Origin of the sequence: Clostridium sp. D53t1_180928_C8 (assembly GCF_015667795.1) — a bacterium.
GTDB lineage: Bacteria > Bacillota > Clostridia > Clostridiales > Clostridiaceae > Clostridium.
Genome location: NZ_JADPEL010000006.1, coordinates 56,379 through 72,807, shown reverse-complemented (window position 1 = coordinate 72,807; position 16,429 = coordinate 56,379). Strand labels below are relative to the sequence as shown.

The 16,429-nt window shown below is 27.0% G+C and carries 13 protein-coding genes and 1 other annotated feature; of the genes, 11 read left to right on the top strand and 2 right to left on the bottom strand.

Annotated elements, in window-relative coordinates; translation table 11 throughout:
* The first annotated feature begins 227 nt into the window (after window positions 1-227).
* From I4V51_RS06325 to I4V51_RS06310, 4 genes are all read left to right on the top strand, one after another.
* Window positions 228-1,127, top strand: coding sequence for a D-alanine--D-alanine ligase (locus I4V51_RS06325; protein ID WP_195987479.1), 900 nt, complete (start codon window positions 228-230; stop codon window positions 1,125-1,127).
* Between the two features lie 16 nt (window positions 1,128-1,143).
* Window positions 1,144-2,586, top strand: a complete 1,443-nt coding sequence (locus tag I4V51_RS06320; protein WP_347708647.1) for a PLP-dependent aminotransferase family protein — start codon at window positions 1,144-1,146, stop codon at window positions 2,584-2,586.
* A 162-nt stretch (window positions 2,587-2,748) separates the two neighbouring features.
* Window positions 2,749-4,095 carry an MATE family efflux transporter gene (locus I4V51_RS06315; RefSeq protein ID WP_195987540.1) on the top strand — a complete coding sequence of 449 codons (1,347 nt, stop codon included), beginning with the start codon at window positions 2,749-2,751 and terminating at the stop codon, window positions 4,093-4,095.
* 291 nt (window positions 4,096-4,386) lie between these two features.
* Window positions 4,387-4,713, top strand: coding sequence for a hypothetical protein (locus I4V51_RS06310; RefSeq protein WP_195987477.1), 327 nt, complete (start codon window positions 4,387-4,389; stop codon window positions 4,711-4,713).
* Window positions 4,714-4,764: 51 nt separating this feature from the next.
* On the opposite strand, the gene I4V51_RS06305 is transcribed toward I4V51_RS06310, so the two are convergent.
* Window positions 4,765-9,168: a LamG-like jellyroll fold domain-containing protein gene (locus I4V51_RS06305; RefSeq protein ID WP_195987476.1), complete on the bottom strand. Its 4,404-nt coding sequence runs from the start codon at window positions 9,166-9,168 to the stop codon at window positions 4,765-4,767.
* A 301-nt stretch (window positions 9,169-9,469) separates the two neighbouring features.
* On the opposite strand from I4V51_RS06305, the gene I4V51_RS06300 reads away from it, so the two are divergent.
* Both I4V51_RS06300 and aspS read left to right on the top strand, forming a co-directional pair.
* Window positions 9,470-9,826: a hypothetical protein gene (locus tag I4V51_RS06300; RefSeq protein ID WP_195987475.1), complete on the top strand. Its 357-nt coding sequence runs from the start codon at window positions 9,470-9,472 to the stop codon at window positions 9,824-9,826.
* A 102-nt stretch (window positions 9,827-9,928) separates the two neighbouring features.
* Window positions 9,929-10,162, top strand: a binding site (T-box leader).
* Window positions 10,163-10,412: 250 nt separating this feature from the next.
* The gene (gene aspS / locus I4V51_RS06295; RefSeq protein ID WP_195987474.1) at window positions 10,413-11,699 is read left to right on the top strand and encodes an aspartate--tRNA(Asn) ligase; all 1,287 of its coding nucleotides are present in this window, start codon (window positions 10,413-10,415) and stop codon (window positions 11,697-11,699) included.
* 100 nt (window positions 11,700-11,799) lie between these two features.
* Here the strand turns inward: aspS and I4V51_RS06290 are convergent, their stop codons facing one another.
* Window positions 11,800-12,657: a choline kinase family protein gene (locus I4V51_RS06290; protein WP_195987473.1), complete on the bottom strand. Its 858-nt coding sequence runs from the start codon at window positions 12,655-12,657 to the stop codon at window positions 11,800-11,802.
* A 115-nt stretch (window positions 12,658-12,772) separates the two neighbouring features.
* Here I4V51_RS06290 and cobT point away from each other — a divergent pair, with 115 nt between their 5' ends.
* The 5 genes from cobT (at window position 12,773) to I4V51_RS06265 (ending at window position 16,411) form a co-directional block, all read left to right on the top strand.
* A complete protein-coding gene (cobT, locus tag I4V51_RS06285) occupies window positions 12,773-13,873 on the top strand; it encodes a nicotinate-nucleotide--dimethylbenzimidazole phosphoribosyltransferase (RefSeq protein WP_195987472.1) in 1,101 nt (366 codons plus the stop codon).
* Between the two features lie 8 nt (window positions 13,874-13,881).
* A complete protein-coding gene (locus I4V51_RS06280) occupies window positions 13,882-14,409 on the top strand; it encodes a bifunctional adenosylcobinamide kinase/adenosylcobinamide-phosphate guanylyltransferase (RefSeq protein WP_195987471.1) in 528 nt (175 codons plus the stop codon).
* A gap of 35 nt (window positions 14,410-14,444) precedes the next feature.
* Window positions 14,445-15,200 carry an adenosylcobinamide-GDP ribazoletransferase gene (locus I4V51_RS06275; protein WP_195987470.1) on the top strand — a complete coding sequence of 252 codons (756 nt, stop codon included), beginning with the start codon at window positions 14,445-14,447 and terminating at the stop codon, window positions 15,198-15,200.
* A gap of 51 nt (window positions 15,201-15,251) precedes the next feature.
* A complete protein-coding gene (locus I4V51_RS06270; RefSeq protein ID WP_195987469.1) occupies window positions 15,252-15,629 on the top strand; it encodes a bifunctional adenosylcobinamide kinase/adenosylcobinamide-phosphate guanylyltransferase in 378 nt (125 codons plus the stop codon).
* A 179-nt stretch (window positions 15,630-15,808) separates the two neighbouring features.
* Window positions 15,809-16,411: a phosphoglycerate mutase family protein gene (locus I4V51_RS06265; RefSeq protein WP_195987468.1), complete on the top strand. Its 603-nt coding sequence runs from the start codon at window positions 15,809-15,811 to the stop codon at window positions 16,409-16,411.
* Window positions 16,412-16,429 lie beyond the last annotated feature (18 nt).

The window sequence follows — 16,429 nt, the reverse complement described above, 5'->3', positions numbered from 1 at the left end:
ATATCCTCCTTAATTACATATAAGTTAAATTATATATGTTTTACCTATAATTTTCCATAAAATGCATAGGATTAATGTTTTTTTAAGAAAGTTTTAATAAATTGTAAATATGTTATAAATTAATTATTAGAACCACAATGAGTTAAAAATACATAGATTGTGGTGCTTTTTTCATTTATAAATAATTCATACAATAAATTAAGAAAAAGAAAATTAGGAGTGATAATATGAAAATTGGTGTAATTATGGGGGGGATATCTTCTGAAAGAGAAGTTAGCTTGAAGTCAGGAGAGCAAGTGATTAAAAATTTAAATAAAAATAAATATGAAAAAATAATACCAATAATAATAAATTCAAAAAAAGAGGTAATAGAAAAGGTTAAAGAAATAGACTTTGCTTTTATAGCATTACATGGAAGGTTTGGTGAGGATGGAACTATACAAGCTGTATTAGAAACTATGGGAATTCCATATAGTGGATGTGGAGTTTTATGTAGTGCAATTTCTATGAATAAAGGATTAACAAAACAATTAGTAATGAGCAAAGGAATAGAAACAGCTCCTTGGATTACAGTAAAATCAATAAAAGATATTAATTATGAAAAAATAAGAGAGATTGGGTATCCTATATTTATAAAGCCTAATAGTGGGGGGTCTAGCATAGCTACATTCTTAATAAATAATGAGTATGAAGTAGAGTATGCCATAAAAAAAGTATTAGAATATGATGATGAAGTAATGATAGAAAAATATATAGGTGGAACAGAGATGACATCCTTTATTTTAAATGGAGATGTATTTCCAACGATAGTTATCAAGGCAAATATAGGAGAGTTTTTTAATTATGAAGCTAAATACAAAGAAAATGGTGCTGATGAGGAGGTTGTTTTCTTAGAAAAAAATTTGCAAAAAAAGGTTAATGAAATATCAAAATGTGTTTGGAATAATCTAGGTTGCAAGAGTTATGCTCGAATTGATATCATAGTAAGTAATAATATTCCTTACTTTTTAGAAATTAATACACTACCAGGAATGACTGAATCAAGTCTTATTCCTAAGAGTGCAAGAGCAAGAGGATATAATTTTAGTGAGCTTTTAGATATGATAATAGAATACTCACTGACTTAGGAGTTGAAAAAAAGTGATATTTTCTAATATAGACTTTAATGATAATGAACCAATTTATTTACAAATAGAAAATTATATAAAAAAAATGATTGAAAATAATATGGTTGTTAATAATGGAAAGCTTCCTGCAACAAGGGAGCTTTCTAAAATATTAGGTGTAAGCAGAAATTCTATAATTACGGCATATGAAAATTTAGAGGATCAAGGTGTTGTTTATACTGTAAAAGGGAAGGGAACATTCATTTCGCCAAATAAGTCAAAAGATAAAAATGGTTGGAAAATTAACTGGGAGGAGAAGGTTAATAATTATGGAAAAACATCATATGATTTAGATATAATTAAGCATGAAATACCATGGGAAAAGAATTTAATATCTTTTAAAAGTATATCCCCAGATGGTGAATTATTTGATATGGAAGAATTTAAAAAAGCCTTTTTAAATAGGATTTCAATTGAAGGACATAAAATTTTAAATTATGGGTATGCAAAGGGGTATAAGCCTCTTATGGAATATCTTTTAAATTATATGAAAACTAAAGGTGTAGATATAGAGGGAAAGGATATTATAATTGTTAATGGATTTACAGAAGGATTAGAAATGATTCTTACGGCATATACAAATCCTAGTGATAAAATTATTTGTGAAAATCCAACTCATAATACAGCAATAAAAATTATGAGAGTTCATGAACTTGATGTAGTAGGTGTATCTATGAATGAAGAGGGAATAGATACTGAAGAGTTAGAAGAAAAGTTAAGTAATGGTGATATAAAATTAGGATATTTAATACCTTCATATCATAATCCAACAGGAATAGTAATGAAAGGTGAAAAAAGATATACTGTTTATAATCTATTTAAAAAATATAATGTTCCAATCATAGAAGATGGTTTTAATGAGGAACTTTTATATAATAGTACTCATGTATCTCCAATGGCAGCGCTTGATAATGGCGGTAGTGGTGTTATTTATATAGGGAGTTTTTCAAAAATATTATTTCCGGGAATAAGAGTAGGGTGGATACTTGCTGATAAAAAAGTTATAGATATTTTAGAAAGTGTTAAGCGTTGTAAAAATATTCATACATCATTTTTAGATCAAGGGATACTTTATGAATATTTAAGATCAGGTGCATTTGAGAAGCAAATAAAAAAAGTTAGAAAAGTATATAAAGAAAAGTATGAGTTTGCTTTAGAATGTATTAATAAATATATTAAGCCAACTTTTGTATGGGGGGAAGGTGGTCTCCATATTTATATAGGGATAGAAGGCATAAATTCTAGACAACTATTAAATCGATGTTATGAAAAGGGCGTAATATTTACTCCAGGCGATATTTTTTCAGTAGATAACATTTCTAATAATACTTTAAGGTTAGGATTATCAAGACTAACTCTTAATGAAATTGAAGAAGGAATTAAAATAATAGGTAGTATAAAGAATGAGTTAAAAAAATAATAAATTTTAATAAGATGAGAATAAACTGAAGTAGGTAATTAATTATTTAGTGAAGAGTTTAATTTTCATCTTAAAATTTGTTTTGCAAAAGATATAAAAAAATGTTATTCTATTTAATTGTGAAATAAAATGTTAGGGGGCGATAATTAGATGAAAAATAATATGACAAATGATATGACTAAAGGTAATCCTGTTAAGTTAATATTACTATTTTCTATACCATTGTTAATAGGAAATATATTTCAACAATTTTATAGTATGGTAGATACTATAATAGTTGGTAGATTTGTAGGAGTTGATGCTCTAGCAGCTGTTGGTTCAACAGGATCTATGGTGTTTTTGGTAAATGGATTTGCAACAGGGTTAACTAGTGGATTTGCAGTTTTAGTATCACAAAGATTTGGAGCAAAGGATGAAAAAGGGCTTCGTAAAGCTGTTGCTAGTGCAATAAATTTAACAGTTATTTCAGTAATTATAGTAACATTAATAAGTTTATTAGGAGCAAAGCCTTTATTAAAATTAATGAATACGCCTGAAAACATCTTAAGTGATGCTTATACATATATAAAAATAATTTATGGTGGAGTTGTAGCAACTGTTGCATATAACTTAATAGCAAGTATACTAAGAGCATTAGGTGATAGTAAAACACCATTATACTTTTTAATTATATCTTCAGTTTTAAATATTATTTTAGATTTAGTATTTATAATTAATTTCAAAATGGGTGTTGCAGGTGCAGCATATGCAACAATTATTTCACAAGGTATTTCAGCTATACTTTGTTTAGTTTATACTTATAAGAAATTCAATATATTAAGGCTTAAAAAAGAAGATTTTAATGTTAAGAGAAGATATTATCATAAACATTTAAAGATAGGAATTCCAATGGCACTTCAATTTTCAATAACAGCTATAGGAATAATGACAGTTCAAGGAGCTTTAAATGTATTTGGATCTACAGTAATTGCTTCTTATACAGCAGCATCTAAGGCGTTACAGCTTGTTATGCAACCAGCAATTACTTTTGGTGTTACCATGGCTACTTATTGTGGACAAAACCTTGGTGCTAAAGAATATGGACGTATAAAACAAGGTGTTAAGGAATGTACTAAAATATCTATTATTACAAGTATTATTGCAGGGGCAGTTTTAATATTCCTTGGAAAATACTTTGTTATGATGTTTATAAGCAATCCGGATGCAGAAATATTAATGTATGCACAACAGGTACTTAATATATCAGCTATATTCTTTATACCTTTAGGATTAATATTTATATATAGAAATGCACTTCAAGGAATAGGTGATTCCTTTGTCCCAATGATGGCAGGAGCATATGAACTTATAGCAAGAGCTATAGTTGCCTTTACACTGCCAAGGTATATAGAGTTTATAGGAATATGTTTAGCGGATCCAGTAGCTTGGCTTGCGGCATCAATTCCATTAGGAATTACTTACTTCAAAAGAATAAAGAGTTTATTAAAACATGGACATATAAAAACATAAAATAAGTTAATTAAAGATGATATGAAATAATACTAAATTATTTTATATCATCTTTTTTTGAGTATATTGAACATATTACTTAAGGTATATATTTAAGTGTATGAATATGGAGTTGTAAGTAGAATTAAAGTTGAATATGGTAAAATATTACGATTTTAGTAGTATAATAAGTATTTATAATGATAATATTCTTAAGATTGACTTAAATAAATAAATTAGTATAAATTTGTAACAATGTTTGTGATTTTGACGTATTATGAAGTGTTAGATAAGTTATGAGGGGAAAGAAAGTTGAGTACATCGGGAACAACGGCAACCTTAAATGACATTATTAATAACTTAGATGCAGATGATTTAAAAGAACTTTGTTCAAGTTATTGTGATGATACTAGCGCTGTTAATGAGCAAAATGAATTTTATACTTGTCAATTATTTAATTTATTACAATGTTATGGATGTCAATTTATGAAATTGATATTGCTATTAATATTTTTATATGCATGGAATAATCAAGCGACTAATAACTATTTAATGACATCAAATTGTCAATTAACAAATGCTATTAGTGATATGTTACAAGAATGTATGGAGAATAATTGCAATAGTAAGAAGAAGTAAAGAATAACAGAGATGTTATTCTTTTTTACTTATTCATTATACATAATATAATTATTTTTCTTTTTTACCATTTTTCTTAAGAAATATCATACCAGTAGAGCTTATAATAGCACCGAATAATGAAACTGAAGCCGCTGGAATACCTCCTGTTTTAGGTAAACTATTGTTATTTCCACTATTATTAGTACCATTCGGAGTAGTACTATTTGAATTGTTAATTTCATTATTTGCAACTAATGCATCTATAGCTGATTTTAATCCTTTTTCTGAATTAGCAATTTCTTTTTCAGTTGCTTCTTCATTATTGATAATATTTCTAGCAATATTTAATTGAGTTTCTAGATTATTCCAAGAATCCTTGGTATATTTACTTGAATCTAAGATTTCTACCTTATTAATTAAGTCTTGTAATAAATCTTTATTTGGTTTTAAGCGTAACTCCAAATATGATCTCATTAAATTATCGTAAGCGGTATTAACTTCTTTTTGTGTAGCAGTTTCATTTGATAATACAGTATTTGCATTTTCTAATACGTCTTGAAGTTTTGACCAAGTTGCAACTATATATTTACTTTCATCTAATCCATTAACTTTACTTATTAAATTTTCTAATTTAGATTTATCTACTGATGGCTTAGTTTCTAGATTTAAGAATGCCTTATTTAAGGTATTGTATGCTTTAATTATGTCAGCTTCTAAAGCATTTTGATCATTTAACACATCTTGAACTAAATCGCTATTTAATATAGCTTTAAGATTATTCCAGGATTGTATAGTAAAGTTACTTTCATCTAATGAATTAATGCTTTCTACTAAAGTTAATAATTCAGTTTTATTTCCTTTATGCTCTAATAATTGAAGGGCTTTACTTAATCTATTAAATGATTTGTTTACTTCATCTTGAGCTATTTCTTCTCCTATTTTTATAGCATTTAAAAGTGATTTTGCTTCTAGAAGAGATGATTCCAATTCTGCTTTAACAACTGGTACAACGTCTAGAAGTTCTTCATCTGTTATAGACTCAGCTGTTTCTATAGCAATTTCAAGATGCCTAATAAATAAGTTAATATTATTATCTATAACTTTAATTGTTATAGTTTTATCTTCAACTTTTATAGTATCTTCTCCATCTGATATCTCACCTAAAATATTTATAGGTGTTGCCTCTGCTACATCTTTAGATTTTAATTTAATATTTATTAACTTTTCTTCTGATACAATAGGATTTCCTTTAGTTGATAAGATAATTCTTATTTTTCCATCTTCTAAAATTTTATAGTCTGCAATTATATTTTCATTTATAGATTCTATACCTTCTAATTCAAATATAGTATGATCATAAGCAAAAGTTAAATCTGCTGCATATGGAGTTATACTTTTATCTATATTATCTATAGATATCTTAGCATCTAAAAAATCTCCTATTTTTATCTCACTTGGAATTTCTATTCCAAAACGTGACTCCTTAACAATAACAGTTAAATTACTTATTGCAGTTTCTAAATTAGTCTTTGCTTCATTTACTTCTGTTTCAGTTGCATCTGAATTTTCATTTACTGAATTAGCTAAATTTAAAGCTTTTTCAAATACTCTCCAACTTTCTTCTGTATAATTATCTTTAGATAAATTATTTGCTTTATTAATGACTGATTGTAATCCGCTCTTATCTACAATAGGAGTTTCTACCTCTTCATTATTAATTTTTATTGCTGTAACTGAATGTGGTGTTAATTGATACTCTAAATAGTTAGTTTCAATATTTTCAATAGTATATTCTTCTACTAATACATTTTCTTTATTAGATACAGTATTTTCTGCATCATAGCTTGGACCATCTACAACCATAGCTATTCCACTTTTATTTTTAAAATCAAAGCCTTCTACATCTACTATTACAGTTGTGTTTTCTAATGCTGCATTAACTAACATTAAATACATATTTCCATAATTATCTGTAGTTAACATTGTATCTATAGCTTCTAAGTTATTTCCTAAATCTTTATTATTAATAACACTTTCATTTAGTACATTAGTTCCAGTAAGGTTATTAAACAAAGTAAATACTTTGGCTGAAGGGGTAGATACAAAGTCTATTTCGCCAGTTGAGTTATCTACTATACTTTGAATTATAGCTTGACCTCCAGGACCTAATAAATCTCCTCCAGGGAAGTCAACTAAACAATGCTTAGTTGCGTAAGGAACTGATTCTATATCTGCAAATCCAATTATAGATTTTGCAGTATATAATGCATTTACTTGCGATTTTACAAATCTACTTTTATCATTAAATATTCCATATTCAGATACAACTACACTAACATCCTTTGCCTTTTCTTCACCTAATATTTCTTTTATCTTATTTTCATAAGCTCTAACTGCATTTACTTTTTCTTCTGATCTATAAAGTATTTTTTCATAATATTTTGGATCATCACTATTTATAGTACCTGAATAAGGGTGTATAACTATTCCATCATAAATATTTTCTGTGCCCATTCTAGTTATAAAATTTTCAGTATCATAACATGAATATATCTTTATATTTGGATCTACTTTTTTCATTTCTTCATAATAATCTACATAGCCATCTCTATGAGCTTTATATGAAACTTTAATATTAGTACCTGAGGCAGGAATGTTTCCATTTATTCCATTACCAAAAGTTATTCTTCCGGTTTCATTATTATAGGTAAATACATTGTTTGCACCTTGATTCTCTAAAGAGTCAACTCTTTGCCAAGGTTCTCCACCAACAGTTAATACCAAGGTATCATCTACTATAGGATAATACCTAATCATCTTTTCTTGGTTTTCTGTTCCATCCCCTTTACCAGCTGTAGAATTTCTCCAATCTTCATACTCAACAACAAATTGATTATTAAATTGGAATTCACCTCCATTTATATAAGCACCAAGTGGATCACTAGAAGCTGTTGTCCAATAAGCTTGTTCACTTGTTAATTGGAATTCATTTCCTAATTCAAAATGAGTAACATTATATGGCTCAATTCTTCCATTTTCAGCTCTAACTTCAGCCCAATCTACTCCTCCATTTGGATTTTCTCCAACTTCACAATTTAAATATTCAACTAAATCTGCTGCATCATATTTATTACCATTACCCATGTTATAAACATATGCAAACTCACTATTATTTTCTTCAGTATATTTAGCTGCTTCATCTACGCCAAAGTAAGGAAATTCAGGCGTTTGTTCTGGATCACCATGAATAGTATATTTTCTATTTTCTATAGGGCCAATTGATTTTTTCCATTCAAATAAATTTGCTACCTTGCCACCTGGATATCTTAAAGCACCAAAATTTGATTCTTTATATAGTTTATCAAATTCATCTTTAATCTTTAAATTTTCTATATCATAAGTACCATATCCATTTTTGTGATATCTATGATTAGCTCCAAATAAAGCTCTATCTATACTTCTAAACACATCATTAACATCTGATTTAATTAAAACCTTATTTCCTATTGAAGTATTTACTTCTTCGTTTATAGCTGTATTAATTTCTTGTAATGATGTTAATTTATTTAAATATTCTTCTTTAGTTGTATTATTATCTCTAAGAATTTCTTCAGCTAAAGTTATTTCAGTTAGAAATTCTTCTAAAGTATTACTATCTAAAAATCCATTTGCTAAATCATAGATTCTTTTACTTTCATTTATTACATTTAATAACTCATTTTTTAATTCTTCTATAGTTAAGTTAATATAATATATATTCTGTATCTCTTCATCTGTAAGATTTTTATCAAATATCATTACTTCATCAACTATACCATTTAAAGCAAAACTATCAGTACCCTTATGATCTCCAATTCTTAATGGATCATTGGAATTTGTGAAAGTAATATTAGAGTGCTTACTATCAAATTTTCCATTTACATAGAATTTCACTTCATTAGCCTCGTAATCGCTTACAAGAGTAATGTTATACCATTTTTGGGGGGTTAAATCTTCATTTCCATAAATATTTTTTCCGCCAACAAAAGACCCTAATTTATCATTTTGATTTGATGATGCATAATAAAGTAGTGACTTACCAGATCCCTCTTGTTGCAATAATATAGTATTTTCTGTTCTATTAGTGCCACTTTCTTGAGATATATTTACCCAAAAAGATACAGAAACTTTTTCATTAGATAAATTGAAAATAGATGGAATACTTAAAAATGTTCCTTTTTCTCCTGTCAATTCAAGTCCCTTATTATTTTTACCATCGTTTGTAATTCTTCCATTACCTCGTATTAAGGCATTTTTACTATTATTACTATCATCAATAATAGTATTACCTTCATAGTTTTCAAACGACCAATATCCCTTTAAATTATTCAGTGGAATCTTAGATTTTTCCATTGCGGTTGTTGTCATACCTGGAAGGTATGACATAGTAATTGTTAAAATAGTAGTTATTGCCATTAGTTTTTTAAAATTCATAAATCTTCCCCCTATAAATAATGTAAATATTTATAGGGAAGAGTTTAACATTTACATATTTTTCTTTCAATCACCTAAGCTATATTTGACAATATAATATATTCTTTTAGTTTCATGGTAAAAAAATATAGCATTATATTGTATATATTAACAATATAGTATATTTTAAAATTTTGTGGAAAATTTGGAGTGAACAGTTGTTGTTTTTGTAATTTATAGCTATTAAATTGATTATATTTAGTGTATAAAGAAAAATTTAGAGATTATTAAATATATAATATAAATAGTAAGGAGTGGTAGTATGGCAAAACATGATTTTGGAATAATTGATAGTTTTGAAGATGATAAATGGTATAGTGATTATGAACCAGAAAAATATAATTGTATATCAGTTAGTGATGATTTAATAGAACAGCTTTTAATAAGATACTTGAAGGAGATTGGAAATTTAAAAACTTATTTTCATGTAAAAAGACATCCAGCATTAGGATTAGATTATTGTGGTACTACAATTATACCACCCAGTTCAGTAAAGGATTTTAAAAGAATAATTATTAATGCTAATTTATATTATAATTCGAAAGAGTTGGAGAAGTTAATTAAGAAACTTAATATTGCTATAAAAGAAAATAAGTATGTAATTCATTACGGTATATAGAAGCTAAGTGAAATCTAGAATTAGATTTTATTTAATTAAGACAAATAGATAATTTTAAGATATATTGACAATTCATATATTTAGGAGTATTATAAATCAAAAGTTAAATTTTTTGAAGAAAAGAGTAAATATTTACTGAGTATCTTAAGCGAGTAGGGAGGGTGAAAGCCTACGTGAAAAGAAATATTGAAAGACGTTCTTGAGGAGCTTATCTGAAATTTTTTAGTAGGATAAGACGGATATCCCACGTTATAGGGACTTGAGATAACAAAGTATTAATATAATATATTGTTAAATTAGGATGGTACCGTGAAGATAATAGCTTTCACTCCTAAATGGAGTGGGAGTTTTTTTGTTATTAATATATATTTAATAAATGAACTTTTAGTATCTGGTATTGTGTTTATATCTTAATTATTATATTAACTTTGTTAAGTAAGGGTGGTACCGCAAAGTTATTTTGCCCCTTGAGTTTTAAGGCTCAAGGGGCTTTTTTAGTTAAGTATTTTTATTATGCGCGCAATAAAATTATTTAATTGAACAGTAAATGTAAAAAGTTTTAATAGAATTTTGGAGGTAAAAATAAATGAAAAGAAAACTAGTTAGTGAATTAAATAATTGCATTAATAATAAAGTTAATATACAAGGATGGATATGTAAAATTAGAAAGTTAAAAAATATATCTTTTCTCATAGTAAGAGATAGAAGTGGGTTAGTCCAATGTATAGTTGATAATAGTATTAATATATCTAATTTTAAATTAGAATCTGTAGTATCAATTAAAGGAGAAGTAAAAGAAAGTAATAATAAATTAAATAAATTTGAGATTGTAGTTGAAATTTTAGATATTATAAATAATGCAATAGATGAGTTACCAATAGAAGTTAACAAGGAGAGTTTAGAATGCAATTTAGATACTATGTTAAATAATAGAGTATTAAGTTTAAGACATCCTAGAGTAAATGCTATATTTAAAGTTCAAAATGTAATAGTTAATGGATTTAGAGAGTTTTTAAATAGAGAAGGATTTGTAGAAATTCATACACCTAAAATTGTAAAGGAAGGTGCTGAAGGTGGTGCTGATCTGTTTGAAGTTAAGTATTTTGAAAATAAAGCTTATTTAGCAACAAGTCCTCAATTTTATAAACAAATGATGGTAGCATCTGGATTTGAAAGAGTATATGAGATTGGCCACGCCTATAGAGCAGAAGAGCATAATACTAATAGACATCTTAATGAATATATAAGTATGGATTTAGAGATAGGATTTATCAATGACGAGAAAAATATTATGAATTTAGAAGAGAATTTGTTAAAGTATATATTAGAAAAATTAAAAGGCGAATGCAATGAATACTTGGAATTATTAGGGGTAGATATTCCTAAAATAACTGATAGTATTCCAAGAATTGATTTTAATGAAGCATTAATTATATTAAAAGAAAAGTATAATAAAAGTGATTTAGAAGGAGATTTGGATCCAGAAGCGGAAAAATTAATTTATAGATATGTGAGAGAAAAATATGATAGTGATTTTGTATTTTTAACAAATTATCCAAGAAAAAAAAGGCCAATGTATACCATGCCGTTAGGAAAAGAAGGAACTCATAGTTTTGACTTATTATGTAAAGGAGTAGAAATAACTACAGGTGGACAAAGAATTCATGAATATGAGAAATTAATTGAGAATATAAGATATAAGGGTTTAAATCCAGAAGAATACCAGAGTTATTTAGAGGTATTTAAATATGGAATGCCTAAACACGGAGGACTTGCTATTGGATTAGAAAGAATAACAGCAAGATTGTTAGAGTTAGAGAATATTAGAGAAGCAACTTTATTTACTAGAGATAGGAAAAGACTAATTCCATAAAAATAACACTTGAAATAAACTGCGAACTAAAGCTTATTATATGATACTTTCTTCCGGTGATATCATTAATTTTTCGTTCTCACTGTAGTTCGCAATTTAACTAAAGCTTTCGTATAGAGTTATTGTTAAGTAAGTCTTTAAATATCATTTGAGCTCCAGATAGATAATCATAATCAGAATTAGAATCTTTAGCTTTTAGTAATGACCAAGTTGCATTATAAAATTTTACTACAAAAAGATAATCTAATAGTTTTGTATAATATTCATTTGTATATTCTCCAAAATAAAGTTTTAATAAAGTTTTTCTAGATTCTTCAGGTAGAAACCAAGAAATGGTTGCTAAGTCGAAAAATATATCTCCCATTGAAGAGTATTCGTAATCTACAAAATATAAACTATCATTGTTTAAAATAATATTTGAAGCATTTAAATCATTATGACAAAGACCTATTAATGGATTTTTACTAAGTTTAATTTCTAAGTTATTTAAATAATATAAAAGTGAATCTATAGATTCAGGTATAGGTAGCTTTAAATCTTTACATATATATATTCTTTCTCTTATATGATTAAAAGGATTAAAATGTTTTTCGCATCTCAAATTATGAAAATTCCCTAAAGAATCAACAAGTTTAGATAAAAATTTAACTGAAGAAAAATCATTTAAGGATGGTATTGTTCCATTAATCCAAGAAGTAATCATGTTGCCAGTTGTAGTGGAAAAATAGTATAAATGAGGAGCTATATTTATTTCTTCAGCTTTATTTATTATTAAGAATTCATTTTTTCTATCAGTATGTAAATAGGTGTGTGTGCAAATTTTAACAAAATAATTACTGTTTTTATAATAAACTTTATAGTTTTCACTACTAAGACCACCTATTTTTTCTATAGAAGATAAATCAATGATATTCCATTTTAGTTCGTTTTTTAAAAATTTTATTAAAGTAGTGTTCATATTGTTCTCCTAAATGAAAAAGATTGTTCAATATATCATTGTTGACATTTAAACAAATAATAAAGTATTATAACAAAAAAAGACCGTGTTTAAAATAATAATTGGGGTGAAGGTTATGAAAAGTAATAAAATAGATTTTGAAGTAGTTTTAAATGGTATAACAGCTATAAATAAAAATACTATTGAAGAAGCAAAAAAGAGAGTAGATTCACTTGCAAAACCATTAGGAAGCTTAGGAAAATTAGAAGATATTGCAGTAAAACTAGCTGGAATTACAGGACAAGTTAAAAATAGAATAAATAAAAAATGTATAATTATTATGTCTTCAGACAATGGGGTAGTAGAGGAAGGGATTGCATCGGCACCTCAAAGTGTTACATTAGCACAAACTATAAATTTTTCAAGAGGTCTTACTGGAGTAGCTACATTAGCAAAAGAAAATAATACGGATTTAATGGTAGTTGACATAGGAGTTAATACTGATAAAAAAATTCCTGGAGTTATTGATAGGAAAATAAGAAAAGGGACATCTAATATAATTAAGAGTCAAGCTATGAGCCAGGATGAATGTATTAAAGCTATAAATATAGGAATAGAAATGGTTAGTAAAGCTTATGAAAAAGGTTATGATATATTAGGTGTTGGAGAGATGGGAATAGGAAATACTACCACAAGTAGCTCAGTACTTGTAAGCTTAACAGGATGTAATATTGAAGATGCAGTTGGAAAAGGTGGTGGTATAACTAAAGAAGCTTTTGAAAAGAAAAAATGGGTTGTAAGAGAGGCTATAAGAAGAAATAATCCGGATATAAACAATCCTATTGATATAATTGCAAAAGTTGGTGGATTTGATATAGCAGGAATGGTGGGAGTTTTTTTAGGGTCGGCTTATTATAGGATTCCAGTTGTTATAGATGGATTTATATCAGTAGTTGCAGCACTTGCAGCAGTAAGGATAAATCCATTAGTTAAGGATTATTTAATACCATCTCATTTTTCTAAGGAAATAGGATATAATATTGCAATAGACGAATTAGGTCTAGAGCCAATGTTAAATTTAGGTATGAGATTAGGAGAGGGGAGTGGATGTCCAATAGCATTTTCAGTAGTTGAATTTAGTTGTGCAATGATGAATAGTATGGCAACCTTTGCTGAAGCTGAAATAAATGATGATTATTTAGAGGAAGTCAGAGGCGAGGAGAACTATATAGTTTAGGAGGAAATATGATTGCTTTAGTTGTAGGTGGAGCTAAGAGTGGAAAATCTATGTTTGCGCAAGATTTAGCAAAATCATTAGAAAGTAAAAATGGTAAACTACATTATGTTGCAACTATGAATCCATGTGATTTAGAAGATTTAAAAAGAATAGAAAATCACTTAAAAGAACGAGACGGATATGGATTTAATACAATAGAAGAAACTATAGATATGAAAAAGGTTGCTAAAGCTATAGTAGAAGAAGATACGGTTTTAATAGATAGTATGACATCACTTGTTACTAATTCAATGTTTAAGGGGAAGGAATTTATTAAACAAGTAAATATTGATATTTTAGATGGATTGGAAGAAATTGTTAATTCGGCTAGTAATGTAGTGATAGTATCAGATTATTTATTTAGTGATAGTATACAATATGATTGTTATACAGAAAGCTTTAGAAAAGAGTTAGGAATTATAAATAGAAAATTAGCAATTATGGCTAATATGGTAGTTGAATGTTCTTATGGAAATATAGTTTATCATAAATTATAATGCCTTAGATGCGAAAAAAATAGAAAGGAATAATTATGAAAAAATATTATAAAGGATTTTTAATGGCAATAAGTATGTTTACTATTATTCCATTGCCTAGGTATGAGTGGGATGATGAAGGTGGTAAAAATATAATGAAGTTTTATCCTGTAATAGGGGTGATAGTAGGAGTTATATGGTATTTAGTTTTAAGCGGGCTTTCTTTATTAGGAGCAAGTACTATGGTAATAGCAGCTATTACGCTAATAACACCATTTTTACTTACTGGAATGTTACATTTAGATGGGTATATGGATGTTTGTGATGCACTTTTATCAAGAAGAAATAAGGAAGAAAAATTAAGAATATTAAAGGATCCACATACGGGAGCTTTTGCAGCAATATCTGTAGTTATGCTTTTTGTAGTGAACTTTTCAGCAATTTATACTGTAGTTGATAAGAATAATAGTACTATTGGGTTAATCTTAATACCTATTATTTCAAGAAGCTTAATGGGATATTTATTATTATCTAAGGAATCAATGAAGGGAAGCTCTTTAGGTGCATTTTTTAAACAGGGAACTGGAAAGACAGATAAGGCAATATTAATAACATGTTTAATACTTTCAAGTATAATTTCAGTATTTGTATTTAGAATATATGGTGTAATAATGAGTTTATCAATGATTTTAGTAAGCATTTTTTTTGTTAGTAATGCAGCTAAAGAATTTGATGGAATGTCTGGTGATAGTGCCGGATATGGTCTTGTTATAGCAGAAACAGTTGGAGTTTTAATTTTAAGCTTTATTTAATTGTTAATAAATATATATACAGCTAATAGGAATTATTTTAAGGAGAAAATTATGGTTTTAGTATTTGGTGGAGCATATAATGGGAAAAGTCAGTTTGTTAAGGAGAAATTTAATATAACTGAAGATGATATGTTTTATTGTAATGGTGATAAAATAGATTTTTCAAAAAAGGTTATTTGTGGATTTCATAAATTTACATATAATAATGTATTAAAAAATATAAACTCACTTGATTATATAAAAGAGAATATTAATTTATTTGAAGATAAGATAATAATTTGTGATGAAATTTCAAGTGGAATAGTCCCATTAAAGAAGGAAGATAGAATCTGGAGAGAGGAAACAGGAAAATGTCTTCAATATTTATCTAAAAAATCTTCAGTCATATATAGAGTTTTTTGTGGTATACCAACAATAATTAAAGGTTAAAATTCTAGTTAATAATACTATTTTTAACTAACAATATTATTTGTTGGTTTTATTTTTTTTAAAGGAAATATTACTAGAAGTATAATAGTGAATATATGGGTATCAACAAAAACTTAGTTGTAGAAAACCTTTAAAAGTGATATTCTCGTAAGAGATAATTATAAGGAGAAAATAAATGAATGAAAAAGTTAATATTATATTTAATAAGACATGGAAGAACTGAAGCTAATGAAAAACATCTTTATTGTGGGAAAAGTGATTTGCATTTAAGTGAAAATGGGATAAAAGAGCTTGAAGATATAAAAAAAGAAATTAATTATCCAGAATGTAATAAATATTTTACTAGTGGAGCAAAAAGAGCAAATGAAACAATATCAATATTATATCCGGAAAAACAATATGATGAAATTAATGAATTTTGGGAATATGATTTTGGAGATTTTGAGCTTAAAAGTTATGATATGCTTAAAGAAAATAAAGATTACATTAGTTGGATTATAGATAATGAGGGACAAGTATTATGTCCTAACGGAGAAAGTAAATTTCAATATAGAAAGAGAATAAAAAAAGCCTTTATAGCATTTCTAGAACAATGCTATAAAGAAAATATAAATTCAGCTGCATTAATTTCTCATGGAGGAACTATAGGAACTATTTTAGAGGTTTTTTATGATAATAGTAAAAGCTTTTATGAGCATCAGCCATCCTGTGGAAGAGGATATAAAATAACTTTAGAAAAAGTAGATGATAAATATAAATTTATAAATATAGATAGCATTTAGCTATGGAAAGGTTAGTGA

Bases quoted from the DNA above. Each gene is read 5' to 3' on its own strand.
- I4V51_RS06265 (WP_195987468.1), top strand. From the start codon at position 15,809: ATGAAAAAGTTAATATTATATTTAATAAGACATGGAAGAACTGAAGCT.
- I4V51_RS06275 (WP_195987470.1), top strand. From the start codon at position 14,445: ATGAAAAAATATTATAAAGGATTTTTAATGGCAATAAGTATGTTTACT.
- aspS (WP_195987474.1), top strand. From the start codon at position 10,413: ATGAAAAGAAAACTAGTTAGTGAATTAAATAATTGCATTAATAATAAA.
- I4V51_RS06290 (WP_195987473.1), bottom strand. From the start codon at position 12,657: ATGAACACTACTTTAATAAAATTTTTAAAAAACGAACTAAAATGGAAT.
- I4V51_RS06325 (WP_195987479.1), top strand. From the start codon at position 228: ATGAAAATTGGTGTAATTATGGGGGGGATATCTTCTGAAAGAGAAGTT.
- I4V51_RS06280 (WP_195987471.1), top strand. From the start codon at position 13,882: ATGATTGCTTTAGTTGTAGGTGGAGCTAAGAGTGGAAAATCTATGTTT.
- I4V51_RS06300 (WP_195987475.1), top strand. From the start codon at position 9,470: ATGGCAAAACATGATTTTGGAATAATTGATAGTTTTGAAGATGATAAA.
- I4V51_RS06305 (WP_195987476.1), bottom strand. From the start codon at position 9,168: ATGAATTTTAAAAAACTAATGGCAATAACTACTATTTTAACAATTACT.
- I4V51_RS06315 (WP_195987540.1), top strand. From the start codon at position 2,749: ATGACAAATGATATGACTAAAGGTAATCCTGTTAAGTTAATATTACTA.
- I4V51_RS06270 (WP_195987469.1), top strand. From the start codon at position 15,252: ATGGTTTTAGTATTTGGTGGAGCATATAATGGGAAAAGTCAGTTTGTT.
- cobT (WP_195987472.1), top strand. From the start codon at position 12,773: ATGAAAAGTAATAAAATAGATTTTGAAGTAGTTTTAAATGGTATAACA.